The sequence below is a fragment of the Desulfovibrio sp. 7SRBS1 genome (assembly GCF_049723905.1).
In the GTDB taxonomy this organism is placed as follows: Bacteria; Desulfobacterota; Desulfovibrionia; order Desulfovibrionales; family Desulfovibrionaceae.
Window position 1 is genome coordinate 3,821,610 of record NZ_JBJKFD010000001.1, and the last position, 25,259, is coordinate 3,846,868.

General features: G+C 57.1%; 21 protein-coding genes and 2 tRNA genes. 8 read left to right on the forward strand and 15 right to left on the reverse strand.

Features of this window, described 5'->3' with window-relative positions:
- Positions 1–3 precede the first annotated feature (3 nt).
- Entirely contained in the window at positions 4–1,338 is a 1,335-nt protein-coding gene (locus tag ACI0FJ_RS16955; RefSeq protein ID WP_424305302.1) for a LuxR C-terminal-related transcriptional regulator, read from the reverse strand.
- Positions 1,339–1,410: 72 nt separating this feature from the next.
- On the opposite strand from ACI0FJ_RS16955, the gene ACI0FJ_RS16960 reads away from it, so the two are divergent.
- Complete coding sequence (locus tag ACI0FJ_RS16960) at positions 1,411–1,830, forward strand: hypothetical protein (RefSeq protein ID WP_424305304.1); 420 nt, start codon at positions 1,411–1,413, stop codon at positions 1,828–1,830.
- A 75-nt stretch (positions 1,831–1,905) separates the two neighbouring features.
- Here the strand turns inward: ACI0FJ_RS16960 and ACI0FJ_RS16965 are convergent, their stop codons facing one another.
- The 3 genes from ACI0FJ_RS16965 to ACI0FJ_RS16975 form a co-directional block, all read right to left on the reverse strand.
- The gene (locus ACI0FJ_RS16965) at positions 1,906–2,916 is read right to left on the reverse strand and encodes a GDP-mannose 4,6-dehydratase (RefSeq protein WP_424305306.1); all 1,011 of its coding nucleotides are present in this window, start codon (positions 2,914–2,916) and stop codon (positions 1,906–1,908) included.
- A gap of 193 nt (positions 2,917–3,109) precedes the next feature.
- Positions 3,110–3,724 (reverse strand): transposase, encoded by a 615-nt coding sequence (locus tag ACI0FJ_RS16970; RefSeq protein ID WP_424306596.1) that lies wholly within the window; start codon positions 3,722–3,724, stop codon positions 3,110–3,112.
- A gap of 563 nt (positions 3,725–4,287) precedes the next feature.
- Positions 4,288–5,187, reverse strand: a complete 900-nt coding sequence (locus ACI0FJ_RS16975; protein ID WP_424305308.1) for a helix-turn-helix domain-containing protein — start codon at positions 5,185–5,187, stop codon at positions 4,288–4,290.
- Between the two features lie 144 nt (positions 5,188–5,331).
- Here ACI0FJ_RS16975 and ACI0FJ_RS16980 point away from each other — a divergent pair, with 144 nt between their 5' ends.
- The 6 genes from ACI0FJ_RS16980 to ACI0FJ_RS17005 all read left to right on the forward strand — a co-directional run bounded on the left by ACI0FJ_RS16980 (position 5,332) and on the right by ACI0FJ_RS17005 (position 11,415).
- Positions 5,332–6,360, forward strand: a complete 1,029-nt coding sequence (locus ACI0FJ_RS16980; RefSeq protein ID WP_424305310.1) for a TRAP transporter substrate-binding protein — start codon at positions 5,332–5,334, stop codon at positions 6,358–6,360.
- A 63-nt stretch (positions 6,361–6,423) separates the two neighbouring features.
- Positions 6,424–6,927, forward strand: coding sequence for a TRAP transporter small permease (locus tag ACI0FJ_RS16985; RefSeq protein ID WP_424305312.1), 504 nt, complete (start codon positions 6,424–6,426; stop codon positions 6,925–6,927).
- Positions 6,927–8,207 (forward strand): TRAP transporter large permease, encoded by a 1,281-nt coding sequence (locus ACI0FJ_RS16990; RefSeq protein WP_424305314.1) that lies wholly within the window; start codon positions 6,927–6,929, stop codon positions 8,205–8,207. Before ACI0FJ_RS16985 ends, ACI0FJ_RS16990 begins: the two co-directional genes overlap by 1 nt.
- Before the next feature lie 131 nt (positions 8,208–8,338).
- Positions 8,339–9,607, forward strand: coding sequence for a Zn-dependent hydrolase (locus ACI0FJ_RS16995; protein WP_424305316.1), 1,269 nt, complete (start codon positions 8,339–8,341; stop codon positions 9,605–9,607).
- Positions 9,604–10,677, forward strand: coding sequence for a dihydroorotase (pyrC, locus tag ACI0FJ_RS17000; protein WP_424305318.1), 1,074 nt, complete (start codon positions 9,604–9,606; stop codon positions 10,675–10,677). The genes ACI0FJ_RS16995 and pyrC overlap by 4 nt, the downstream gene beginning before the upstream one ends.
- A 42-nt stretch (positions 10,678–10,719) precedes the next feature.
- Entirely contained in the window at positions 10,720–11,415 is a 696-nt protein-coding gene (locus ACI0FJ_RS17005) for an orotate phosphoribosyltransferase (protein WP_424305320.1), read from the forward strand.
- 163 nt (positions 11,416–11,578) lie between these two features.
- On the opposite strand, the gene ACI0FJ_RS17010 is transcribed toward ACI0FJ_RS17005, so the two are convergent.
- Positions 11,579–12,766: an iron-containing alcohol dehydrogenase gene (locus tag ACI0FJ_RS17010; RefSeq protein WP_424305322.1), complete on the reverse strand. Its 1,188-nt coding sequence runs from the start codon at positions 12,764–12,766 to the stop codon at positions 11,579–11,581.
- Positions 12,767–13,205: 439 nt separating this feature from the next.
- Here ACI0FJ_RS17010 and ACI0FJ_RS17015 point away from each other — a divergent pair, with 439 nt between their 5' ends.
- Positions 13,206–14,648, forward strand: a complete 1,443-nt coding sequence (locus tag ACI0FJ_RS17015) for a DNA integrity scanning protein DisA nucleotide-binding domain protein (RefSeq protein ID WP_424305324.1) — start codon at positions 13,206–13,208, stop codon at positions 14,646–14,648.
- Between the two features lie 414 nt (positions 14,649–15,062).
- Here the strand turns inward: ACI0FJ_RS17015 and ACI0FJ_RS17020 are convergent, their stop codons facing one another.
- The 10 genes from ACI0FJ_RS17020 to ACI0FJ_RS17065 form a co-directional block, all read right to left on the reverse strand.
- Positions 15,063–15,635: a flavin reductase family protein gene (locus ACI0FJ_RS17020; RefSeq protein WP_424305326.1), complete on the reverse strand. Its 573-nt coding sequence runs from the start codon at positions 15,633–15,635 to the stop codon at positions 15,063–15,065.
- Positions 15,636–15,847: 212 nt separating this feature from the next.
- The gene (locus ACI0FJ_RS17025; protein WP_424305328.1) at positions 15,848–16,504 is read right to left on the reverse strand and encodes a response regulator; all 657 of its coding nucleotides are present in this window, start codon (positions 16,502–16,504) and stop codon (positions 15,848–15,850) included.
- Positions 16,501–18,591, reverse strand: a complete 2,091-nt coding sequence (locus tag ACI0FJ_RS17030) for a GAF domain-containing protein (RefSeq protein ID WP_424305330.1) — start codon at positions 18,589–18,591, stop codon at positions 16,501–16,503. Before ACI0FJ_RS17030 ends, ACI0FJ_RS17025 begins: the two co-directional genes overlap by 4 nt.
- A gap of 155 nt (positions 18,592–18,746) precedes the next feature.
- On the reverse strand, positions 18,747–19,286 hold the full coding sequence (locus ACI0FJ_RS17035) for a hypothetical protein (RefSeq protein ID WP_424305332.1): 540 nt from the start codon (positions 19,284–19,286) through the stop codon (positions 18,747–18,749).
- Positions 19,287–19,480: 194 nt separating this feature from the next.
- Positions 19,481–19,556 (reverse strand) — tRNA-Phe (locus ACI0FJ_RS17040).
- A 123-nt stretch (positions 19,557–19,679) separates the two neighbouring features.
- A tRNA-Phe gene (locus tag ACI0FJ_RS17045) sits at positions 19,680–19,755 on the reverse strand.
- Between the two features lie 65 nt (positions 19,756–19,820).
- Positions 19,821–20,741, reverse strand: a complete 921-nt coding sequence (locus tag ACI0FJ_RS17050; RefSeq protein WP_424305334.1) for a response regulator — start codon at positions 20,739–20,741, stop codon at positions 19,821–19,823.
- 231 nt (positions 20,742–20,972) lie between these two features.
- A complete protein-coding gene (locus ACI0FJ_RS17055; protein WP_424305336.1) occupies positions 20,973–21,893 on the reverse strand; it encodes a CBS domain-containing protein in 921 nt (306 codons plus the stop codon).
- 97 nt (positions 21,894–21,990) lie between these two features.
- Positions 21,991–23,070, reverse strand: coding sequence for an FAD:protein FMN transferase (locus tag ACI0FJ_RS17060; protein ID WP_424305338.1), 1,080 nt, complete (start codon positions 23,068–23,070; stop codon positions 21,991–21,993).
- A complete protein-coding gene (locus tag ACI0FJ_RS17065; protein WP_424305340.1) occupies positions 23,067–25,259 on the reverse strand; it encodes an RnfABCDGE type electron transport complex subunit B in 2,193 nt (730 codons plus the stop codon). The genes ACI0FJ_RS17060 and ACI0FJ_RS17065 overlap by 4 nt, the downstream gene beginning before the upstream one ends.

Genomic DNA, 25,259 nt, shown 5'->3' on the forward strand with positions numbered 1-25,259 from the left:
CAGTCAGAAGGGGGCTCCATGGGTCTTGAGATGGGCGTAAAGGCTGACGCTCTTGCCGTGCAGGCCGAGCTTGCGGCGGATGTTTTTCCTGTGAGTCTGGACGGTTTCGAGGGAGATGTTGAGGCTTCCGGCTATGTCCTTGGAGGGATATCCGGCCTGGATGAATTGGCACACGCGTGTTTCCATGTGGGTCAGTTTGAGCAGCATCGGGTCGGAGGCGGAGCTGCCGGGAGCCAGGCGGACCAATTGATCCTTGGCTACGGTGATATAGCCCTTGCGGATGGCGGCGTCCTCTTCGTTTTCGATCCTATCCAGGGCGGGGATCACCTGATTGTTGACCTTGGCCGAGACCTCGTTGAGCAGCTCGTCCCGTTCCTTGTCAATGCTTTGCAGCACGTTGCGCAAGGTGATGTTCATCTCCTCGAGCTGTTCCTTTTCCTTGCGCAGAGCCTCGGTCCGTTCGGATACCACTCGCTCAAGGGTTTCACGCTGAACGGCATGAGCAGTGACGTTGGTCAGCATGATCATATACTCGTCGCTGGCCATGCTGACGTTGCCGATGGGCGTGATCTGCATGCGGTAAACAACATCTTCGCTGAATGGACTCATCTCGCAGGATATGCCGGCCGGATAGTATTTGAGGAGATCTTCGATGGATTGTCCTTCCATGGAAAGGACCTCCCAGACGGGCATGCCAAGTACGGCCTTTTCGGAAATCACTTCCTCAACCGTCTTGTTGACGCTGGTGACGGTGCCGACGCTGTTCACCACCATGATGAGATCGGATGTCGAATCCAGTATGTTCTCGTAGCGGCACTTTTCCAACGTGATGAGTCGATTGGCCTCGTCCAGTCTTTGGGAGGCGATATCGGGCAAGGTTTGGGTCCAATCTCTGACAAAGAGCACTTCCAGCGCGTCGCCGTACAATTTGAGAAGCCGCCGGGCCTGCACCTTGCTTTCGTAGGAGCCTTCCAGTTTTTCGATAACATCGATGAGGCTGTGAATGAAGGTTTTGAAACAGCCGAGATACATGTCGGCCGTGATGCCCCGCATACGATGTCGTCGGGCCGATTCGATCTGGCGCTGTCCCCAATCATCCTCGTGACGAATGAGCCATGAAAAGTCCGGAGCTGTGATTCCCTTGTCCCAATGCTGCCGCATCGGTGTCAGGATGTCGTTAAGGGCCAGCAGACAGTCATCCCGCTTGGCTGTAGTATGTTCAAGATATCCGGCATGTTCCATTCGGATCGACCAGCGTTCGAGGAAAAACTCCTCTTCGTTCACCAGCGCTTCGATCATGTCCCAGGGATGCATCTGTTGTTTGTTTCGACGTTTCACGGCTTCTCCCCACAGTCTACCCAGTGGCTACCCAAGCCTTGCAATATACGTCGTCTGGCTTATTATCAAGGTATGAAAAACCACACTTGCAACAAACCCACCCCCATGCTTTTCGGTCTGCTCCTGTTTGTCGGAGTGATTCTTTTTGCTGGTTCTGCCTGGGCGACATGGCATAGCGGCCCGGTGGCGGATGCCGAACTGAACGTTGACGGTGAATTGCGAACCGGTCAGCCGGTCTCGGTCCTCTTCGATCTCAAGGGGTACACAATTCCCAACGGATCTTACACGTCCATCAACGTTCGATTCGCGGCAATGCCCGAAGGCCCCGAGCCCAAGGTCCAGACTGGTTATCCCAGAACAATACTGGTTTTCCGTACCCCCGGCACCTATCGAATCACCTTCATTCTCAATGAGGTCAGCAAGCCAAGTTGTGGGGGGGTGGATGCCAAGTTGTTGATGGAAAAAACTATCGAACTTCAGATTGCAGAATAAGAGCTGAATGACTCATGCCTCCACCAGCTAACCCCAACCTCAGCGGGACCGAGCTCTAACTATCATTCATCACCTCTAACGAATCAAAAACGACTTCTTTCGCTGAACCTGTTCACGCCAGTAATTAAGAAGATCCCGCATCGTCTGTTCAAAGGGTATTTCCGGCTTCCAACCTGTAACTGCCTTGAATTTTGTTGTGTTTGGAACTTGCAGATCAGCATCTATCGGGCGTAGGCGCTCTTGCTCTGTTTCGACCTGAATATCCTTAACCGAAGACATTGAAAGAAGTGTGTCCAACATCTCCCTGATAGAGCAGGTATATGTTCCGCCTATGTTATAATAGGCACCGGCAACAGGATTGACTGTCACCAGCATATAATACGCTCTGACCGCATCGCGTACATCAGCAAAGGTGCGAAGGGAGTTCAGATTACCTGTTTTAACAACAGGCGGAATCAGTCCTGCCTCTATCATGGCTATCTGTTTAGCGAATGTAGATTCCGCAAAAACATCACCCCTTCGCGGCCCTGTATGTGTAAACATGCGAGTTGTCATAACCTGCATATCATAGGCTTCAGCATAATGACGTCCAAGCAAATCAGTTCCGACCTTGGAAATGGCATAAGGAGACGCTGGATGAAATGTACATTCCTCATCAATGGGTAGTTTTTCCTTGGAAACACGTCCAAAAACCTCTGATGAAGCACACACATGGGTTATGGCTTTGATCTTATTCTTCCGTAAAGCCTCAAGCACATTTGCTGTTCCTTGGATGTTTGTTTCCAACGTATCCAAAGGTGAATCAAAACTAGTCTTGGGGTAGCTTTGCGCTGCGAGGTGAAAAACATAATCTGGTCTGGCAGTCACAACAGCTTCATGAATTGAAATATAATCACGCAAATCCCCGTAGACCAATTGAATGCGATCCTTGTTATTTATACGAGAAAGCAGATGATCAATATTATCCAAAGGACTACGCCATCTGCAAAGTCCGTAGATTTCCCAATCCGTATTTTTAAGAAGATAGTCAGCAAGATGCGAACCGACCATGCCCGTAATTCCTGTTATGAATGCTCGCTTAGTCATATGAAAATCTCACAATAAAAATTAATAGACACAGCCGCTCATTAGAAAGTCCTAATCATTCCGAGTCCAATAGCGCAAATTTATGCGGATATCCGGCAATATTCAAATCCAATGTTTCACCATTAAAACGCAAACGGAAAAAGGGGTTACGGTTTTCACCGTAACCCCTTGATCTTCAGAGTTAAGAGGACAGTCACCTATCTTTCTTCTTGGGACCGGGCTTCTGAGGTCGCACATCCTTTCCGAGCACGCGCTGGAGCCGGTCAAAGAATGCTTTGTCGCCCAATGGTCTGCCGGTCCGGCTATGTTTTTGGATTGCTTCCTGGTCTTCGGGACTGATGGAATCTGAAAGAAAGCTTTTCCAGTTTGGTATTCGGGAAAGGAGGGGAGCCACCTTGACCACGAGATCGTCCTTTGTGGCAAGGTGAGCCCTGGCGCTGCTCCATTTGTATTCCGAAGGATCGCCGACCATGCCAGCCCGGACCGGGTTGAGCTCGATGTACCGTGCGGCCGCAAGAAGATGGGCCTCATCCATGACATATGAGGCAAACCTTGCCTGCCACAAATGGCCTGTCCACCCCTCTCTCTTGTTGATGTGCGCCGTGTAGCGCTTGTGCGTCTGCCCAAGAGCAAGGCGCAACCCCGATTCCGTGGCTGGCACGAGGATAAGATGCACATGGTTGGTCATCAGGCAATATGCCCACACCTCCACGGCATGCTCCTCACACCGCTCCCGCAAAAGATCAAGGTATCGACAGTAATCGTCCTCGCAGAAGAAAGTGGGCAGACGACGATTTCCGCGCTGGATCGCATGGTGTCAATAAGTAGGTGACAGTCCCTATAATTCCTATAATTCCAAAGTCTTTGGTTCAAGGATCAATGATTCCCAGTTGCAATACAACGTTTTCTAACGTGAGTGATATGTTAAAAAAAGAGTACCTCTTGAGCCACCGGAATTCATCCACGAAATCCTAGACAGAGAATTTGGGCCCCTCACATCCCAAGGCCGCCCATTCAACCAACCTGGAATACCTTTAATCCTTTCTGTCCAAAATCCAGAGATAATCCCAAAAACACGCCCACCCCCTTAAACATTTCCCCTAGCCCGCTCTCCATATAAGATGGTAGGAAACGACAATGGCAATTCCCATCATAAATGGGGCCATTGGCGGCTTGTAACCGGGCAGGAATCAATCTGCTTGGTCTGGTGGGGCGGGAAAAGCCGTTCCGTAAGCGCGTGAGCAAATTGCCCGGGCACAGGCCGGGGGGCCATGGGGGGCCAGACTATCGGACATCTGGCCCGCTACATCTTAGTACAGATTATTACAGAGGCTGCCCATGTCGTGTGCGTATCGGAAAGCGGAAGATGGCCTACAGGCCGAGAGTCTCGAAAAGGTACTTGGCCGCGCGTTCGCCTTTCAGGCTGCGTTCCCACAGCTGGAAGGTCAGGTCGTTGTGCAGGCGTACCGACTCCGGGGCCGAGGAAATGGTTGCCACGCCGATGCGGATGTTGGCGAACGAGCCCAGCTTGTAGGGGCTTACCGCAACCTCGGAATGTTCGGCCTGTTTGAAAATCTGGAAGCTGGCACCCGGGGCGGAGTCCACCAGCACGCCGATCTGCACGCCCATGGGCTGTTCGTACAGCAGGCTTATGATGTTCACCACTTCGTCTTTGGCGGCCTGCATCCGGTCTGCCAGATTCACTCCCTGCGGATTGCTGCATCCGATGAACCCGGTTTTATAAAAGTATTCCAGCTCGGCCGCCGAGATAAGGCTGATGATGTGGGGCTTGCGTTCCTGGAAGCTTTTTTTGCGGGCTTTCAGGATTTTCAGAATCTTCTCAATTTCGAGAATGAACTGGTCGCGGCCTTCCACATCGTGCGGAATGCTTTCGGCCAGCACGTCGGCAAGGATGGTGTCGTAGCGGTCCGTGGTCAGCAGGTAGGAGATGGGACCGAACAGAACGCTCAGCTGTTCCGCGGTTTCCTCCAGCTGGCGCATGCGTTCAAAGAACCCCAGGGCGGAGGAGAAGTATTCCACTCCCACGCCAAGGAGCGATTCCAGTGAAACCTGGAGCAAATCCGCAATTTTTCCCAATACATCCACGCGAATGGGCTGGCCGGACTCGTAGCGGTAAATTGCGGCACGGGATATGCCTGTACTTACGGCAACTTCTTCGGGAGTGAGATTTTTGCCGATTCTGTATGCTTTCAGGCGTTCGCCAAGGTGAGCGATGGCGTCAGATTGAGAGAGAGTATCATTTTTGCTCATGGTTTTAAGTTTCTACAAAAATGTTCACTTTGAGTCAAGATTTTATCAAAAATGATATGCGTCTCAAAAATGAGATAATTTTCTTGACTTGGATTGACAGACTGGTAGCGTACCGAAACTTCATCATTATGTAGGAGAATTAGGATGAAATCGTTAAATTCCGTTTCCCGAAAGATTGTCGGTTTGGCTCTGGTCGCGCTGCTGGTAGGTATGGGTGCCACCGCGCAGGCTGCCACCTACGTGGCGAAAATAGGTCACCTGGAATCCGCCCAGCAGTCACGCAACACCCTTCTGGTAAAGGTTGCGAAACTGGTCAAGGAGCGCACCAACGGTGACGTGGAATTTCAGATTTATCCCCAGGGCCAGCTGGGCGGACAGCGGCAGATGAACGAAGGCGTTCAGCTGGGCGCCATCGAGGGCACCATTGCCCCGGCCGCGTTTTTGGGCGGCTTCAATCCTCTGGTTTCCATCCTGGACGTGCCGTACCTGTACCCGGATGACGACGCCCGTTCCCAGAAGCTGCGCGAAAGCAAGTTCGGCAAGATGCTGCTGGACAGCTTTGCCGACAAGGGCGTTGTCGCCATCACCCTCTGGCCCAACGGCCGCAAGTGCTTTTCTTCCAACAAGCCCATCTCCACCATCGACGACTTTGCCGGGCAGAAGTTCCGCGTCATGGATTCCAAAATCCTGATCGAACAGTTCAAGGCTCTGGGCGCTTCCGCCGTAGCCCTGCCGTTCAGCGAACTCTACACCGCCCTGCAGACCGGCGTTGTGGATGGCGAGGAAAACCCCCTCGATACCATCCAGCGCATGAAGTATTTTGAAGTGCAGAAGAACTTCGTCATTTCCTACCACGGCCTGATGGAGGACTTTGTCCTGTTCAACCAGATGTGGTGGGAAAGCCTGCCCGAGAAGTACCGCACCATCATCACGGACGCCTTTCTGGAAGTCATCCCCGAGCTGGTTGCGCACAAGGCCAAGTCTGTTCAGGCGGCTCTGGACGAAATCAAGTCCCACGACGTCAATGTCGAGGTGCTTACTGCCGAGCAGAAAGCCAAGTTCCGCGCCAAGATGTTCCAGCCTTCCATGGACGTGTTCCTGTCCCAGACGGGCGACGCGGGCAAGAAGCTTTATGACGTCTACACCGAAGAATACAACAATATAATGAAGTAGCTGCGGCTGCTTGTAACCGAAAGTGTCGATTCCGGGTGCGCCCGGATTGTTCTGGAGAAGACAATGTTCCTTTTGAACGCACTGCGAAAAATTGAGCGGATTTTTCTCGTAACGGTGTTCTCGCTCATGGTCATCATGTTCTTTCTGAACGTGGTGGCCAGAGAGGTGGGAGGCCCCATTTCGAACAACCTCTCCTGGATAGAGGAAGCGGTCCGCCTCATGAATCTCTTTTTGGTTTTCGGCGCGTTGGGTCTTGCGCTGGAGCGCGGCATGCACGTCGGAATCGACACTTTCAGAGACAGGCTCCCGGACGGGCTCAGAAAGCCCCTGCTGAAACTCATAGACTTCGGCGGCCTGTGCTTTTCGGTCTATCTGGTCTGGCAGGCGTGGATACTGGTAAGGTTCGTTTTGCGAACCAACCAGATAAGCCCGACCCTCGGCATCAAAATGGGCTGGATATACATGGCCCCGGTTATGGGTTTTACCCTGCTGGGACTGCGCTATCTGCTCAGCCTTACCGGCTTTATCAACCGGTTTGATCAGAACAAGTCCGAGGAGGAGGCGTAATGCTTGCCGTCATTGCCCTTATTGCGGTGGTCCTGCTGTTTGCCGGGTTCGAGATGTTTCTCGTGCTGGGCGGCCCCACACTGCTTATCAAAGCGTCTTTTTACCCCAGCATCCCAAATCCGGTCATCATTCAAAAGCTGGTCGGCGGTATCAACCACACCACGCTGCTGGCCATTCCCTTTTTCATTCTGGCCGCCCACCTCATGGGCTCCGGGCAAATCGCCAAGCAGCTGACCAACTGCGTCCGGTTGCTTATCGGCCGCACTCCCGGCGGCGTGGGCCATACCGTCGTGGGCGGTTCCATGGCCTTTGGTTCGGTCTCGGGCTCCGCACCTGCCACGGTTGCCGCCATGGGCGGCATGCTTTACCCGGAAATGCGCAAAAGCGGGTTTTCGGAAAAGTTCAGCCTGGGGCTTATTGTTTCCAGCGCGGAAACCGCCCTGCTTATTCCGCCCTCCATTACCTTCATCATCTATGGCTGGATAACCGGCACCTCCATTGCCAAGCTGTTTGCCGGCGGCATTGCCGTGGGGCTGTTCCTGGGCCTGGCCTTTTCGGTCATGGTCTGGCTGGAAGCCCGCCTCAAGGGCATTGCCCCCAACGAAAAAACCTCGTTCCGCGAAAAGTGGGAGGGCATCCGTTCCGCGGGTTGGGCGCTGGGCATGCCCGTCATCATTCTGGGCGGCATCTATTCCGGCTTTTTCACTCCTACCGAGGCCGCAGCGGCAAGCGTTGTCTACGCGGTTTTCGTGGAGGCGGTGGTCTACCGGGAATTCACCTGGAAAAAGCTCTTCGACGTGGTGGAAAAGAGCGCCGTTGCCACGGCCATTATTTTCGTTCTGCTGGCCGTTGGCGGGCTGCTCTCCTTTTTCGTCACCCTGGGCCAGGTGCCCACGCACATCACGAACTTTCTGCACGCCGCCAATGCGGGGCTCATCACCTTCCTCATCTTCGTCAACATCTGCTTTCTCATCGCGGGCATGTTCATCGATCCCAACTCGGCGCAGCTCCTTCTGGTGCCGCCGCTTTTCCCGGTCGCCCAAGCATTGGGGGTCGATCCGGTCCACTTTGGCATGATCGTCACCCTGAACATCAGCCTGGGCATGATAACACCGCCGTTCGGCCTGGATATATTTGTGGCCGCGTCCACGCTGGGCAAGCCGGTTATGACCATCATCAAGGGGGTCTGGCCGTTCGTGGTGGTGAACATTCTGGTGCTGCTGGTGGTTACCTACGTGCCGGGGCTGTCCATGTTTATTCCCAATCTCATTTTCAACTGAGCCGGTCGCCCGTTTCGGACTGTGTGCGCGCAATGGGCCCGGGTTTTCCCGGAATGGGGTGAGCGTTTGGGAGCAACAATGCCTTGCCCTTTGCGGGGCGGTAAATGTCTTCAGATTGTTGGGAGTCGCGGATGTCTATGACCACTGAATTTGCAACATACGCGCAGAAATTGTTCGACGATGTCGCGCAGCTGGGCACCGATACCCTTGGTGTCAGCCGTCCCGCCTACTCGGCCACGGAAACCCGTGTGCTGGAATATCTGCAGCGGGAGGCCCAAGCGCACGGCATACTGACCATGCGGGATGCGGGCGACAACCTGCTTTTTTCGCTCCCCGAAGAGGCCGAGGCCGAACGGTTCGTGCTGGTCGGCTCGCATGTGGACTCTGTTCCCCAGGGTGGCAACTACGATGGTCTGGCCGGAGTCGCGGCCGGGCTGTTCTGTCTTATCAAGGCGCGGGAAGAGGGCAGGCGCTTTGCCCGGCCCGTGCGGGTCATTGCCATGCGTGCCGAGGAAAGCCACTGGTTCGGCCCCTGTTACATCGGTTCCAAAAGTCTGACCGGACAGTTGGGCAAGGCCGAGCTGGCTGCCAAACACCGGGAGGACGGCCGTACCCTTGAAAGCCACATGCGCGATCTGTCCATAGACGTGGATTCGATTCTGGCGGGCAAGCCGCTGCTGTGCATGGACTCGGTGCTGGAATACATCGAGGTGCACATAGAGCAGGGCCCCATGCTGGTTGAGAAGCGGCTCCCCGTGGCCGTTGTTTCGGGCATACGCGGCAACTTCCGCCACAAGAAGATTACCTGCATCGGCGAGGCGGGCCACTCCGGCGCCGTGCCCCGCGCCTACCGTCACGATCCCGTCTTTGCCCTGGCCGATCTGCTTTCGCGCCTGGACGACAGCTGGCTGACCATTCTGCAAAAGGGCGACGACCTGGTGCTGACCTCGGGCATGGTCGCCACCGACCCGCAGACCCATTCCCTGTCGCGTATTCCCGGCAAGATCACCTTCAGCTTCGATTGCCGCAGCCAGTCCGACACGGCTCTGGAAGGAATGCGCGTATTGCTCCGGGAGGAAATGGAGCAGGTGGAGAACACCCGCCGGGTGCGCTTTGAGCTGGACGAGGAAATGTCCTCGGCACCGGCCCTTATGGCGGAAAGCGTTATCCAAAGCCTCCGGAAGGCCATGGTCCAAACCGGGCTGGAACCGTTTGTCATGCCGTCCGGCGGCGGACACGATGCAGCCATTTTCGCCAACGCGGGGGTGCCCAGCGGCATGATTTTTCTGCGCAACCGCAACGGTTCGCACAACCCGGAAGAAGCCCTTGATATGGCGGATTTTCTTTTGGGTGCGGAAGTTTTGTACAACCACCTGACGGTGACGGGGGGAGCGGCATGAGCACAACCAGACTGACCATACGCAGACCGGACGACTGGCATGTCCATTTTCGCGACAACGACATGCTGCGCGCCGTGGCACCATGCACCGCACGTCACTTCGGCCGGGCCATTGTCATGCCCAACATCGTCCCCCCGGTAACGACCACAGCCTTGGCCGCAGCCTATCGGCAGCGCATACTTGACGCTATTCACGAGGCCATGCCCGGCGACAGCCGTTTTGAGCCGTACATGACGCTCTACCTCACCGAGTCCACCACACGGGAGGAGATCGTACGGGCCGCGGCCTCCGGATTCATCAAGGCCGTGAAACTTTTTCCAGCGGGCGCAACCACCAATTCCGAAAACGGCGTCCGCGACATGGATAAGGTCATGCCCGTGTTCGAGCAGATGGTCGCATCGGGGCTGCCCCTTTCCGTGCACGGCGAAGTGGCCGATGCCGAGGTGGACATTTTCGACCGGGAAGCGGTATTTATCGACCGGGTTCTGGACCCGCTCAGGAAACGTCTGCCGGAACTGCGCATCATTCTGGAACACGTTACTTCAGCCGTGGCCGTGGACTATGTGCAAAGTGCCGGGCACAATCTGGCCGCCACCATCACCCCGCACCACCTTGTACTCACCCGCAATGCCATGCTGGCGGGCGGCTTTCGGCCTCATTACTATTGCCTGCCCGTGGCCAAACGGGCAGAAGACCGGAGCGCGGTGCGCAAGGCCGCGGTTTCCGGCGACGCACGCTTTTTCTTTGGGTCGGATTCGGCCCCGCATCCGCGGCAGGCCAAGGAATGCGCCAAGGGCAGCGGCGGCATCTTCAATGCCCCAACCGCTCTTTCCTGCCTGGCTGGCGTGTTCGAACAGGAAGGCAAATTGGAACACCTGGAATCGTTTGTTGCCCTGAACGGCCCGGCCTTTTATAACCAGCCAGCAGCTACGGACCGAATCACGCTTTTCCGCCAGGAACAGCCCCTTGAATTTCCCCATCGGATACCGACCGCAGATGGCCCGGTCACTGTATTCGATCCTGGCTTTCCCCTCCACTGGCAGGTCGAAGACCATGGCGAGCCAGAGTGAGACGGACGGTAGATACTTTTTAATCAACAAACGGAGTTGAAAATGTTTCCTAGCACTTTCCCCCCCCGGGAATTGATGGCCGAAATGACGGCAAAGATGCTGCTTGAGATCAAGGCCGTGCATTTCCAGGCCGACAAGCCCTACATGTTCACTTCGGGCCTTGCCAGCCCCGTGTACATAGACTGCCGCAAGCTGATTTCCTACCCTCGCATCCGCAACACGCTGATGGACTTCTGCGTGTCCATTCTGCTGCGCGATGTGGGCTTTGAACAGTTCGACGCCGTTGCCGGTGGCGAAACCGCAGGCATCCCCTTTGCGGCCTGGATTGCCGACAAGATGAACATCCCCATGCAGTACGTGCGCAAAAAGCCGAAAGGATTCGGCCGCGACGCCCAGATTGAAGGCGATATCTCCGAAGGACAGCGTGTGCTGCTGGTGGAAGACCTGACCACGGACGGCGGCAGCAAGATCAAGTTCTGCGAGGCCCTCAGGCGGGCCGGAGCGGAGGTACACGATGCCTTGGTCGTTTTCTATTACGATATGTTCAAGGAAACGCGGGAAAACCTGCAGCACCACGACCTGCGCCTCCATTGGCTGGCCACATGGTGGGACGTTTTGGACGTGTGCAAGGAAAACAACTACTTCGACACCAATACCCTGGGCGAAGTCGAATCCTTCCTGAACGAACCGCTGGTCTGGTCCGGCAACCACGGCGGATCGACCGAAATTGCCAAATAGCTTTTTATAAGGCTGTGCAAAGAATCAAAGCCCCGGATGTCCTTGGTTGGACGTCCGGGGCTTTGTTTTTTGAGGCATCTGCCGGGAGAAGAGGGGGCGCCGAGGCGGCCGAGCGGACTCGGCCCCTGGCAGACGGATGTATCCCCGGCAGTTTATTTCAGGGCTACAGCGCCGAGCGCAGTACGCCGACAATGTCGTCCATGGTCATGGCCGGACGGGCCAGCAGGCGGCCTTCGTTGTCGTGCGCCACAAGCGCGGCGTCCTTTGCGTATTGTTCAAACTGGTCGTCGCCAATGCCCACTTCCGAAAGGTGGGTGGGGCAGCCGATGTTGCGCAGGAATTCCTCGTAGGCGTCAATGGCCTTGAGGCCCAATTCCAGGTCGTCCTTTCCCTCTGTGGAGAAACCAAAGACGCGCTCGGCAAATTGGGCAAAACGCTGGGGGCGGTGTTTTGCGGCAAAGCGCATCCAGGCCGGACCCACGATTGCCAGCCCCGCACCGTGCGTGATGTCGTGGTGGGCGGACAGCGCGTGTTCGATCATGTGCATGGGGGATAGCGTGTTCACACCGGCCTGGACCCAGCCGTTGAGCCCCACGATGGAAGCCCACTGCACCTGGGTGCGGGCTTCCAGGTCGCTGCCGTCGGCCACGGCTTTGCGGCCATATTCCATGGCATTGATGATGACGCCTTCTGCCCATCGGTCCTGAATGGGGGTTCCGTCAATGCCGTTGAAGTAGCCCTCCATCACGTGGGTGATGATGTCGCACACGCCGTAAGCGGTCTGGTCCTTGGGCACGGTCAGGGTCAGTTCGGAATCGACCAGGGCGACCTTGGGAAAGAGGGCGCTTGTTTTGACAAACGACTTCACCTTGGTTTCCGCATTGGAGATGACCGCGCCGCCGTTCATTTCCGAGCCGGTAGCCGCAAGGGTGGGCACGGTGATGATGGGCAGGGCTTTGGTGGGGATGTGCCAGTCGGCCTGTCCATGGCCGATAAGGTTCCAGGGATCGCCATCATACAGAACAGCCGCGGCCATGACCTTGGAGGCATCCATGGTGCTGCCGCCGCCCAGGGCAATGATGACGTCGCAGCCTTCTTCGCGGGCTATCTTGGCACCGCGCGTCACGGAGGTGATGCGCGGGTTGGGTTCCACGCCGGAGCATTCCGCATAGGTGATACCGGCCTTTGCAAGGCTTTCCACGGCCTTGGCAAAGGTGCCGCTGCGTTTGACGCTGCCGCCGCCGGTAACGATAAGGGCTTTCTTGCCATATTGGCCGACAATCTCTCCCAGGCGGGAAAGGACTCCGGCACCGAAGACCATCTTGGTGGGGTTGTAAAATTCAAAGTTCATACGTTGCCTCCTTGGGCGATGTTCCCGAAAAAAAGGACGTCGCCAGAGTTGAGTAATGTTTTATTTTGTAGCTTTACTATACTGCTTTGCGAAAGAATGGGTAGAATGATTCTCTTGTTTTGTTGCCTGATCGTCCGGAAGTGGCATGTGGTGGCCCCGGTATTGTATTGCCAGCCAACAGAGGTGTTGGCAACACGCCTGTTGGCGTTTCTGCCGGGCCTGGAAAGAACTTCGGAGGGCGGCAAAAAGCCCGCTGTTCTTTATTTTCATCGTTTGCACCACAGTTTGCGCTTCAACTCTTGTACGGCTTTTGTTACAGAAATAGCAAAACATAACATATTGTGTGTTTTCCGTTGGGACGACATCGGGCGCACAGTACTTTGCGGGCTGGAACGGGCAAGTTCGGGGAAGCGCGTTTTACTTCATGCAGGGGTGCGAGATGGGCGACAGTTCCTACGAGAATATCTGCATCTTCCACATTATGGACGGCCTGCGCGACGGCCTGTCGCATTTTTCCGGCCCCAGCCGGGTGGCGCTCATCTATTCCATGAACGAGGGCGACCCGCTGCGCATCTACGATCCGCAGGGGCTTTTGGAGGGCCATGAGCCGCGGCTGCGGGAATACTACCTGGAATCGGACGCCTGGAAGGAAAATCTGGCCGACTCGGACGGTCTCAACCTGCCGGTTTTTATCGACGATCCCGCCCTGCAACTCTCCGGTCTTATTGCCTTTGGCGGCAGTGCGCCCGCCTTCAGCTACCAGATGTGGTTCACGGAGCACCATCCCGATATGTGTTCCATAGGCCCCACCAAGCGCTGGCTGGAGAACGGCGTTATCCTGCTGGTGCAGGACATGGCCGCCAGCAACATTCTGCGCATCGGCACGTCCGGCTATGTGCTGCAAACCTATGCCACGCACGCGGTACGCGACCATATTGTGGACGAGCGCGCCCGCCGCATGGGGTTGGACACCTATTTGCGCATCTTTCCCATTCTGGATGCCGTGCTGGCCATATCCAAGACCCCGGAAGAGGGCTTGTGGCCGCGCGGCAAGCTGGTCTTTGTGGAACCACGCGAGATAGACCAGATTCATTTTCTTACGCGCTTTCCGCCCATGCAGCAGCCCCTGCTGGAAAACCACAAGCACGTGCGCAAGCTCATGCAGTCCGTGGAAAATTCCAACCGGCGGCTCATTTCGGACGGCAAGAGCATCATCGGCGTTGCCAGGGGCAAAATGCCCGACTATCGCGTGGTGGCGGACTTCCGCGGCGGCTACGGATTTTTGCGGCTGGACACCGACTTCATATGCAGCTTCTACGACGGCGGATTCCATTCCTCGGACCGGCGGGCCAACCTGGTGCTGGTGGAGGAACTGCTGCTGGAAGTGGAAATGGAACCTGCGCGCCGCTACAGCCTGTTCAAGATCATCAACGGGCTGGTGAACAGCGCCCGCGACCGCAAGCACGGCTGCACCCTGGTCATCGACCCGCACACCCCGCCCATCTTTCTTTCCGGCCAATCCCTGGAAACACCGCTGAATCTGGACAAGCCCCATATTCTCGATCTGGCAAAGTCCCTGGCAAAAGTGGACGGTGCCCTGCACATCACCACAGACCTGCTTCTGCACGGTTTTGCCTGCCTTCTGGACGGCCCCTGTGTGCCCGGCGAGAACAACGCCCGCGGCGCCCGTTTCAATTCGGCCCTGCGCTTCACCTCCAAGCAGCCCAAGATTATCGTCGTAGTGGTCTCCTCGGACCGTCCCGTGTCCATCATCCAGGGCGGCGTGGAGCTGAATGCCCGCTGCGAGTGGCGCACGGCCACGGCCTGTTCCGCCACTCCGCCCACGCTTACCCAGTGGCTGGAGCTTGTTTCCGGGGAATAACGGCGCGAGCAGACAGGCTGTCCAACGGCAGGCTGTCCAACGGCCACCTTTGCAATCCCTTGCCCATGCGCGCGGCCGCGGCGCGGTTCTTCACGTATTGGCGCGGGCTGCTGTTTTTTGTGTTTTGCAGGTCTTCTCTTTGGAAAAAGCCCCATAAAAGGCGAGACCCCTGTGGGCCGATGCTGGTCGGGCCACAGGGGCGGTGTGGAAGGCGAATGGGTGGATATCCGCCTTTGGTTGGGAACCGGGGGGCTGGTGATCGTTATCAGAAGACGCTGTTGAAGTGGTTGCGTCTTGCTGCAACGATCGGTGGGGATATAGAAACCGGACTGTGATGTCTCTCTTGGATCAGCCCGGGTTAGGTGGCTTTTTTCTCTGGGGCGAACATGGACCTCGTGTTGTCGCTCCTGCCTCTTAAACCGCGTTTTTCATGGCCTTGCCCTCATTCCAGGGCACACCGATTTCCTCGCCCAGGGACCAGTACTTCACACGCTGAAAGTCGAACAAAATGGGGTCGGCCTTGGCATAATCGATCTTTCCGTCCTTCAGCACGGCATCATCCGCATAGGTCTGCACCACTTCTCCCACAAAAACATCGTGGGCATCCATTGCAAAGGTCTTCTTCAGGCGAAGCTCCATGCACAGCGGACATTCCGCAATCATGGGGGCTGTTTCGAGTTCCCCGTAAAAGGTTTCGAAAAGCTCGGACTTGTCTGTGTTGCGTCCGCTGACAAGGCCGACAAAGTCGGTAACAATAAGCATCTCGCGGGACGGAATATTTATGCTGAAGGTTCCGTTTTCAATGATACCGGGAGTGCTGTAGTGTTTCCTGTTCAGGCTGACGGAAAGATACATGGGCTTGCCATGGTTCATTATGCCTACGTGGGCAATGGTCAGCCAGTTGGGGCGCCCGTCCACCTGGGTTCCAACGATGGTGGTCAACGAGGGATACAGGGCGCTTACAGGGCCGAGCTGCGTTTTATGCATGCCGTAGACTCCTTCCTCCTGCCGTATGCACGTACAGGATCATTATCTTGTGATGTCACATTAGGGCCGGAGCGGAAAACGCACATCAGCAGGAAGGTGGAATTGCGAAGGGGGGATTACTCAGTCAATGGTCGCAGAAGAAGTACGACAAATGTCGTAGGCGGGCTTTGTGTGGCAGTAATTTGCCGGATTGGACTGTTTTTGACGAGACATTAGTCGTCCAGCGATGCCAATCCCTCGCGCAGGGCGTATAAGGTGGCTTCCACCCGGTTTGCCAGGTGCAGTTTGGAAAGGATGCTCGTCATGTGCGTACGCACGGTGGCCTCGCTGACAAAAAGCTCTTCGGCAATGGCCTTGTTGCTCTTGCCCGTGGCAACCAGCTTCAGGGTCTGCAATTCACGCGGCGTGAGCGGGTCGGGGGTGGGCTTGGCAGCAACCTGGGGCTGGGCAAGTTCGGTAAGCACCTTGCGGGCAATGTCCGGCGCCAGCACGGGTTCGCCCCGGTGCACCTTGCGGATGGCCTCCAGCAGGTCGTCCGGCGAGGAGTCCTTGAGCAGGTAGCCCATGGCTCCGGCTTTTATGGCCGGGAAAATCTTGTCGTCCGTGGCAAAGCTGGTAAGGGCTATGACGCGGCTTTGCAGCCCCTGGTCGCGCATGACGCGGATGGCCTCTATGCCGTCCATGACCGGCATCATCATGTCCATGAGCACAATGTCCGGCTGCAGCTCGTCGGCCTGCCGCACGGCTTCCTTGCCGTTGGCCGCCTCTCCCACCACTTCCATGTCGTCAAATCCGGAAAGAAAGGTTCGCAGGCCTATGCGCACGATGTTGTGGTCGTCCACCACAAGCACTCGGATGGTATTGTTCACGGTGTGTCCTTCTGGGGCGGTATGGGGGCCAGAACAAGGATGGAGGTGCCCTGTCCCGGAGAACTCTGAATGGTTACTGTGGCGGAGATGCGCTCGGCCCGTTCCCGCATGCCGCGCATGCCGATTCCGCCCGAGGGCACGGACTCCGGTTCGAAGCCGACACCGTTGTCCACAATGTTCAACGACACGGCATGGTCGTCGAAATGTAGCTGCACGTCTACCTGTTCGGCCTGGGAGTGTTTGGCCGTGTTGTTCAGGGCTTCTATGGCAATGCGGAAGAGCTCTTCCTCCAGATGGGGCGGAAGTCGCCGTTCCCGGCCTTCCACATGCAGCTCGGGGTTGAGGCCGGAACGTCCTTCCACAGAGTTGAGGCGCGACTGGAGAGCCCCCACAAGGCCTTCGCTGGAAAGTTCCGGGGGATGCAGGTCAAAGATGAGGGTGCGCATGTCGCGCATTGCCTGCCTGGTCATGCAGCGCAGGGATTGCAATTGGCCGGACGCCCCTTCCAGCTTGCCTGCCTGCAGGGAGCGGGCTGCCGCGTCCGCGCACAGGTTGGCGGCATACAGGGCCTGGGTTACGGAGTCGTGCAGTTCGCGGGCCAGCCGCTGGCGTTCCCCGGCCACGGCCAGCATTTCGTTCTGTACGGCCAGCCGTGCGTTGCGCAGGGCAAGCACTGCCTGCGTCCCGAACAGCTCGATGATACGGATGTCTTCCTTGTCGAAACCGGTCATCTTGTTGAAGACCAGAAGCAGCCCCATTTTTCGTTCCCCGCCCACCAGCGGTACCACGGCAACGGTCTGGGTGTCGTCGCTGCGTTCGGCGGGCGGCAGTTCGGCCTGGGCGTCTTTGATGATGACGGACCTGCCCTTGTTGAACAGTTCGCCATAGCGGCTGGAGTGTCGGCCAAAGGTGTGCATGGGCGGCAGGGGGGAGCCGGTGCCGTGCGCCAGGTGGAGAACCCCGCTTTCGAACAGCAGGATGGCGCTGCCGGTTCCGCCGATGATCTTCCGTGTTTCATCACAGATAAGGGTGAAAACGTCGCGAGAAGCGTTTTTGGGGCGTTGCAACAGCCTGTTGGCTACCCGGCGCAGACCTTCGCTTTCGCGCAGCCTGTTTTTGGTGCGCTGGGCGCTGGCTGCATTCTCGATGGCCATGGCGAGGCTGTTGAGAATGGCCTCCACCTGGGAGGCGGTTTCCTCGCTCATGGAATAGCAGGACAGGCGCGAGGAGAGCAGAGCAGCGCCAAGCATGTTGCTGCCGTTGCTTATGGGGAAAAAATTCAACCAGCCCGAGCGGATGGCTTCCGGGATTTGGGCGGCGAAGAGGGTGCTCTCCGGGGTGCGGGGGCTGAAACCGAAGCTCTTTCCGTTGCGCATGCGTATCTGTGTGCCGTCGGCGCACAGGCGGAGGCCGGCGATGGACCGTCGGTGGGTTTCCGAGTCGTATCCCCATGTCGCCCTGGGCATGAGAGCGCCCGATTCCGGCTCTACCAGAAAAATCGTACAGCAACCGTTTTCCACGGTTTCGGCCAGGGCCTGGGCCATGCGTTCGAGCACCGTGTCCGGGTCCAGCGCCCCGCTGATGGTCCGGGAGACCTTCAGCAGACGTTCGTTGCAGTCGTGTTCCGCCTCCAACTTGTGCAGCAGCATGTCGGAGTAGCGTTCGGCAGACAGTACGACCATGTCGTTGTAGGCCCGGTCGAATTCGATGAGTACTTTGTTGAGGTAAACGGCGTCGGGAATCTGCCGCCGCAGGGCATCGACCAGGGCGGTTCTGGAGAGCATCATGGCCTGGACCACACCGCGCACGGGAATGCCCTTGCCCAGCTTGTAATGGGCGGTTCTGGAAAAATAGTCTTCCAGCCGGTCCTGGGTTCCGTGCGTCAGAGTGTTGAGGATGGTCACCAGCGTGGGACCTACCAGGTCTGCAAGGGCTTCGTCGGAAAGCCCGGCATACCAGTGGGGCTGGTGCTCGCGTAGGAGTGCTGCGTATTCGGCTATGGCCCGGGGCATTTCTTCACGAAGGAGAGGCAGGGCTTCCTGCAGGTGTGGTCCCGGGAGCGTGTTTGGGGTGGCTTCTCCCAACATGGCTGCTCGTATGTCCCGACGGCAGAAGCCGTGGGCGGGTTGAATGTTTTTTTGAGTGTACGGGATAATCCACCGGAGTGCATCCGACAAAAGGATGAGAAAACCGGTGCAGGCCAAAGGAGGGGCTATGGGCCGGTCCTTCGGGGGCGGCCCTTTCATTTTGTATGCTTCGCTAGAAGTTCTTTTGCCTTTGGTAATCTAGCTTTGACGCTTGCGACTCTCGGACTTGCGGCATGGTTGGCGATATCTCTTCCGGGTATAAGCCCTTTTTGTTCGACGTTTTTCCCCCATTTCTCCATTGCGGATATCAGTTGTTCGCACGTTTTGACCTCAAGGGCATAGTCCTTTTGTTTTCTAGCGAGAATCGCGACCCTTTCAAAATAATAGGGTGCTGGGGCTTGGTCCCAGTCCGTTTTTTCACTCGCGTTCATTTCGGCTTGGACACATTTCAACATCATTGGAAGATCGTGCTTGTGGCTCGTGGCGTAACAAAACGTTGGCCGATCGTTAACGGTTGCTCCGATTGAGTTTAAAGGTGGTTCTTCATCAAAAGCCTTTAGGGCATCTTCAAGGCTGCCCCTAATACACTGATTGGATTCATCAGAACTATCGTAACTGTGGGAGCTTGGTTTTGATCTTATTCGCCAAAGCCAAACGACCATGCACACAAGCAAAAGGATTAGTACCCCGTACATACACCCTCCCTTTTTATTCTTTGATAGCAGGGCATCAAGGGGGCGACAACACGGGTGGAGTGCCTATTAAGATCAAAGCTTATTCAACGGGGGCCGCTGAAGGTACTTTTTTCTTTAAATGGGGGACAGATGGGGGACTGAACAGGGGCACAGAAAAAAGGCTCACAGATGGTTCTATAAGCCTTTGATTACTATGGTGCTGGGGAAGAGAATTGAACTCCTGACACGGGGATTTTCAGTCCCCTGCTCTACCGACTGAGCTACCCCAGCACTGTTCGAAAAAAGTCTGTTGGTCAGACAACACCTGGAGTCCGTTTTATACGTCCCAACTGCCCGACCTGAATGCGACAAAAAAGGCTTGCGTCCGTTAAAACGCAAGCCGTTGTTTGCAGATGGTGCTGGGGGAGAGAATTGAACTCCCGACACGGGGATTTTCAGTCCCCTGCTCTACCGACTGAGCTACCCCAGCACCGTTCGAGAAAAAGGCTTTTATCTGACCTACCATTGGTTGGCAAGTGTTTTTTTAAATTTTTTTTATTTTGTTGTTTCGCGCAGGGCAATTTCCCCTATTTCGGCGAATAATTCCTGGTCGCGTATGATGCCGACGTATTCGCCTTGGTCGGATACCAGAATCCGCCGCAGGCCCTTGGAAAACATCTCTTCGGCCACTTCAAACAGGCTGGCGCCCGCTTCCACGCTTTCGTTGTGCGGGTCCATTACAGATTCCACACTGATGTCGAGCAAATCTTCCACCTGGCGGGTGAAGACCCCGCGCCAGAAAAACTTGCGCCATTTGGCCGTATCCGCGCACTGGGGCATGGGCTTGCGACCGTGGCAGTTGTGCAGGGCGGCAAGCAGCTCATGGCATGTAAGGTAGCCGATGATGCGTTCTGTTTCGTCCAGCACCAGAAGCGACCGGCGGCCATTGCCCTGGGCAAGTTCGTCTTCGGGAATGGCGCGGTTGTGCTGCAGCAGTTTTTGAAACGCCTCGCGTACTGTGCAGTCCTTTGTGATGCTCGTGTATTTGTTTACCGGAATCATAAGTTCCACGGCCTGCTTTTCACCCATCCAGGCCAGGCTGTTGGCCACGGAGGCGTAGGCGTCGTAGATACGTGATATCAGGTAGGGAATGTCGCATGGCTTGGTCAGATAGTCGAATGCGCCGTCATAGACCGCGTCGATGACGCTGTAGGTGTTGTCGTGGCCTGTCAGCATGATGACCGCCACCATGGGATGGGTTTGCTTGATGACATCCAGAGCCGCGTTGCCGTCGCTGCCACCCATGTCCACGTCCAGTACCACCACGTCCGGTTCTCGGTCACAGATGGATGCCAGGGCACTTTCGCCGTCACAGGCAGTGTCCACTTCAAATCCCTCGCGTTCCAGAATCTTGGCCGTCGTCAACCGGAAGGCGGCCTCATCATCCACCAGAAGCACTTTTATTATATTTTGCATAGCATTTCTCCTTGCCGGATGGCTCCACGAACTTTGCACGGGCCGTGCCAGATGCGAGAGGATGCAAAATCGCGCAATGAAAAAGATATCTTTTTTGCGACATAAAAAGCGGTACGGCCCGGCTGCCTGCCATGGCAACCGGGCCGTACCCGAAGGAGAGATGCACTACATTATGTATATGAGCGGGGAGTGGGTGAACGAGGAGTAGGAGGAGGTGGTGCGAAAGGGAAATCAGTTGGAATGGGAGGCCAGGAAGATTTCTTCGATTTCGGCCAGAAGTTCATGGTCGCGGATAATGCCTACGCAGCGGCCGTTTTCCTTGACGAGCACGCGGGCCAGATTGCCGGAAAGCATGATCTCGGAAACTTCCTGCAGGCTGCATCCGGCATCCACGGTGGCTTTGTAGGTGGACATCAATTCTTCCACCGGACTGTCCATGATGTTCCCCAGCTGCCTGGTAAAGAGACCGCGCCAGAAGTACTTTTCCCACCTGGCGGTGTCCTGGTTCTGGGGGCGCTGCTTGCTGCCGTGGCTTTTGTTCACGGCGGCCAGAAGCTCATGGTAGGTTATATAGCCCTGAATCTTCTGCTCGTCGTCGAGCACCAGCAGGGAGCGGATGTCGCGGCTGGGATTCAGGTAACTGGTTCCGTCGTTGTTTTTGCCCAGCATGATGCTGAAGGCGTCGCGTACGCTGGTATTCAGACAAACGCTTCTGTATTCGCGCAGAGGAACCATGAGGTCCGCTGCCTGTTTTTCGCCCATCCAGCCCAGGCCGTTTGCCACGGCGGTGTAGGCATCCTGAATGCGCGAAACCAGGTACGGCATATCGCAGGGTTTTGCCAGGTAATCGAAGACGCCTTCATAGGCGGCATCCAGAACGCAGGCCGCATCGGCCTGTCCGGAAAGGATGATGACCGCCACCATGGGGTGGTTGTGCCGGATGGTCTGCAGGATGCTTTGGGATTCTTCGGATGCGTCGGCTTCGGGGTCCAGAACCATCACGTCGGGTTCGCGGACGCCGAGGCGCATAAGGGCGTCTTCGCAGGAGGCAACGCTGTCCACGTCGAAGCCTTCCTGGGCCAGAGCCTTGATTGTATGTGTACAGGAGGCTGCTTCACTGTCCACAAGCAGCACGTTGATTTTCGAGTTCACTTTCCCTCCCTACCTCTGGGAGTTTTAAGGTTGATATAAAAAAAACTCCGTTTTGCGAGATTTTAACATGCGTGTATCTCGCAAAACGGAGTGCGAATCATGTATTGCGCGACGGCCAACGGAGGGTGGAAGTCACCCCCATGTCGGCGGCCATAAGATACCCATTCCGTCCGGGCAGGGAATTAAGCAGGGAAATCCCCCGCCGCGGACCTAGAATGAGAACCGAAGTCGACAGGGCATCGGCTTCCATGACCGAAGGGGCGGTCACCGAAGCGCTTACAATCTGGGATGGCGAGGTGCCGATGGTAGGATCGATGATATGATGGCGGGCTCGATCATGCGGGTCAAAGATCTCATACCCGCCCGAAGTGGCCACCGCGCCGTAGCGAAGCGAGATGACGTCGGGGCGATGTCCCTGCTTTTTGGGATCTTCAACGGCAATGACCCATGGGCGTTGCATATAGCGGCCCTGCGATGCCCGTATGTCCCCTCCGGCATTGATCAGATGGTCGGTCACCTCGTGGGCGCGCAGGATGGAGGATGCGCGGTCCACGATGTATCCCTTGGCGATACCGTCCAACGTGATTCCCATGCCCTGTCTTTCAAAGCGTATAGTACGCGGGGAAATACGGACTGCATTAGAGTCCACCATTTCAAGAGCCTCCTTGATGAGGCCTTGGTCGGGGGTTGCTGGGCTGCCAGAGGCAGCATTCTCTTCAAATGCCTGTACCAGGGGCAGAACGCTCATGTCGAAAGCGCCGTCCGTGGTTTTATGGAAACCGGCTCCCACCTGTGCGACGGTAACCAGTTCCGGGTCGGGATGGTTGAGCACGCCCTTGCTGTTGAGCCAGGAAAGGGGCGTGTCCGGGTTATGCCTGTCCAGTATGGCTGTCAGGCGGCTTATCTCGGAGAAAGCGGAATCAATGGCCTCTGCGGCCTGATCGTGCGAGGAGGCGATAACGGTCATGGTCACAAAGGTTCCCATGGCCACGCGCGTATCCTGCACGCGTACCGGCCCCTTGCCCGTTACGGCGGCCAGGGCGTTTATCGGTCCCAGAAGCGTGGCTCCGGCCCCCAGGGCCAGCCCCATCTTCAGAAAACCGCGCCTGTCCGTATGGTCGGCGCCGGGTTTGGAAGCAGCCGGGGAAAAGGGCTTCATGGTTGTTGAAGATTTCATGCGCAGGCCTCCTTGGCCGTATCCTTGGCGGATGCTGCGGACTTGGCTTCCGCGGCTTCCTTGGCAGCTTTTTGGGCGGCGATTTCCTCAAAGGTCAGCACGTCCGGATCGTTTGCGTATTCACTGCCCGCGTCGCTGTCGTAGCAGGTCAGGCCGCAGTGCAGGCAGCGGCTGGCTTCCTTGACGGCGTCGCAAAGGGTGATGGGCAGGGTCACTTCCTTGGTCATGGAGTGCTTGCGCACATCAACGGGAATTTCCTGCTCCTTCACGCGGGGAATGGAGTAGGTGACCTTCATGCCCTTGAGGATGGATTCGGGAATGACCCGTTCCAGCGGCGGGGCGGAGAAGCGACGGACCTTGCCTTCCGTGAGCAGCGTGTGGATGGAACGTGCGGCGCGGCGTCCGTCGGCCACGGCGTCCATCACCAGGGAGCGGCCCAGGCGCAGTTCGCCACCGGCGAAAACATGGGGCAGCGAGGTCTGCATGGTGGCCTTGTCCGCTTCCACCGTGCCCTGCTTGGAAACCTTGAAGGGGATATTGCCTTCGGCGTCCTTGAAGCATTCCAGCTCGGGCCAGCGTTCCAGGCAGACGACCACCAGGTCGCAGTCCACGCTTTGCAGTGTGTCGGGCACGGAAAGGATGGGGCCCGAGGCCTTTTTCTCGTCCTTGTACTGGACCTGTTCAAAGTCCACCCGGACCACATTGCCGTGTCCATCCTGGTGGAATTCCACGGGCCGCGTCTGTTCCATTATCTCTGCGCCCGCGGAAGTGGCGTGTTTGATGTCGGTCTTGTTGGCGCTCATCTTGCGCTGGATGTCTTCGGCCAGAACCACGACACGGGAGGCACCCAGGCGGATGACGGTACGGGCCGTGTCCATGGCGGCGTTGGTTCCGCCCACGACCACCACGGTCTTCTCGTGCATGGAGCTGATGTGTACGCCGATTTCGCCCAGGAACTGCACACTGCCCATGACATTGCGGCCGTCGCCGCCGGGAATGTCGAGGGAGGGGGTGTGCCATGCGCCCGTTGCCAGAAAGACGGACTCAAAGCCGTCTTCGGCCAGGCTTTCCAGGGTGAAGTCTTTGCCGAAGTTCATAAAGGGGCGGTATTCAACGCCAATCTCCAGAATTCCGTGGATTTCCCATTCCACCACGTGGTGGGGCAGACGGAATTCGGGAATGGCGTAGCGCAGCATTCCGCCGGGTTCGGCGTGGGTATCGAAAAGTACGGGGTGGTGTCCCAGACGGCGCAGGAAGTAAGCACAGGAAAGGCCTGCCGGGCCTGCGCCCACAATGGCCACGCGGTGGCCGGTGTCCGGGTTGCAGTCCAGGGGCACGTGCTGGCCTGACTGCATTTCCCATTCCGCCACAAACTTCTGCAGCGTGCTGATGGCCACGCCGGAATCGAGAATATTGCGGCGGCAGATCTGCTCGCATGGGGCGGGGCAGACGCGGCCCAGAATCAGGGGCAGCGGGTTGCGGCTCTTGACCGTCTGCAGGGCGCTGGCAAGACGTCCTTTCTTGAGCTGATGGACGAATGTCCGCACATCCACCTGGATGGGACATTTCTGCATGCAGGGGGCCAGGCAGTCCTGCGTCTTGTTGATGTGCAGCAGGTTGGCGCTCAGGCCGCTGATGCGGATGGCGCCGGTGGGGCAAACCTCCGTGCACTTGCCGCAGGAACGGCACAGGGTCTTGTTGACCACGGGCAGGTTCTGCTCATCAAGCTGCAAGGCGTCGAAGGGGCAGGCGCGCACGCAGGTGCCCATGCCGATGCAGCCCAGGCCGCAGGATTTTTCGCCGTAGTAGAGCATGGCCTCGGCGCGGCAGTCGTGAATGCCTTCGTAGGCGTATATGGTTTCGGCCCGGTTGCCGCCCGTGCAGATAAGCTCGGCAACTTCGGGTTCGCTGAAATCAACACTCATGCCCATGACCTTGGCAATGGCTTCGGCAATTTCATTGCCGCCGGCCACGCACAGGTCGGGCTTGGCCTTGCCGGCAACCACGGCCGCCGCCGCAGCTCCGCAGCCGGGCAGGCCACAGCCGCCGCAGTTGGCGCCGGGCAGGCAGGCTTCCACCTGGGCGATGCGCGGGTCTTCTTTTACGTACAGCGCCTTGGACGCCGCGGCCAGAACCGCCGCAGCAGTGAAGCCCAGGGCTATGAGAACGATGACTGACGTTGTTATCAT

Coding starts and splice junctions, on each gene's coding strand:
- ACI0FJ_RS16980 (WP_424305310.1), top strand. CDS start 5,332: ATGAAATCGTTAAATTCCGTTTCCCGAAAGATTGTCGGTTTGGCTCTG.
- pyrC (WP_424305318.1), top strand. CDS start 9,604: ATGAGCACAACCAGACTGACCATACGCAGACCGGACGACTGGCATGTC.
- ACI0FJ_RS17050 (WP_424305334.1), bottom strand. CDS start 20,741: ATGCAAAATATAATAAAAGTGCTTCTGGTGGATGATGAGGCCGCCTTC.
- ACI0FJ_RS16965 (WP_424305306.1), bottom strand. CDS start 2,916: ATGACTAAGCGAGCATTCATAACAGGAATTACGGGCATGGTCGGTTCG.
- ACI0FJ_RS16960 (WP_424305304.1), top strand. CDS start 1,411: ATGAAAAACCACACTTGCAACAAACCCACCCCCATGCTTTTCGGTCTG.
- ACI0FJ_RS16990 (WP_424305314.1), top strand. CDS start 6,927: ATGCTTGCCGTCATTGCCCTTATTGCGGTGGTCCTGCTGTTTGCCGGG.
- ACI0FJ_RS17015 (WP_424305324.1), top strand. CDS start 13,206: ATGGGCGACAGTTCCTACGAGAATATCTGCATCTTCCACATTATGGAC.
- ACI0FJ_RS17005 (WP_424305320.1), top strand. CDS start 10,720: ATGTTTCCTAGCACTTTCCCCCCCCGGGAATTGATGGCCGAAATGACG.
- ACI0FJ_RS17065 (WP_424305340.1), bottom strand. CDS start 25,259: ATGATAACAACGTCAGTCATCGTTCTCATAGCCCTGGGCTTCACTGCT.
- ACI0FJ_RS16985 (WP_424305312.1), top strand. CDS start 6,424: ATGTTCCTTTTGAACGCACTGCGAAAAATTGAGCGGATTTTTCTCGTA.
- ACI0FJ_RS17035 (WP_424305332.1), bottom strand. CDS start 19,286: ATGTACGGGGTACTAATCCTTTTGCTTGTGTGCATGGTCGTTTGGCTT.
- ACI0FJ_RS17010 (WP_424305322.1), bottom strand. CDS start 12,766: ATGAACTTTGAATTTTACAACCCCACCAAGATGGTCTTCGGTGCCGGA.
- ACI0FJ_RS17020 (WP_424305326.1), bottom strand. CDS start 15,635: ATGCATAAAACGCAGCTCGGCCCTGTAAGCGCCCTGTATCCCTCGTTG.
- ACI0FJ_RS16995 (WP_424305316.1), top strand. CDS start 8,339: ATGTCTATGACCACTGAATTTGCAACATACGCGCAGAAATTGTTCGAC.
- ACI0FJ_RS17060 (WP_424305338.1), bottom strand. CDS start 23,070: ATGAAATCTTCAACAACCATGAAGCCCTTTTCCCCGGCTGCTTCCAAA.
- ACI0FJ_RS16975 (WP_424305308.1), bottom strand. CDS start 5,187: ATGAGCAAAAATGATACTCTCTCTCAATCTGACGCCATCGCTCACCTT.
- ACI0FJ_RS17030 (WP_424305330.1), bottom strand. CDS start 18,591: ATGTTGGGAGAAGCCACCCCAAACACGCTCCCGGGACCACACCTGCAG.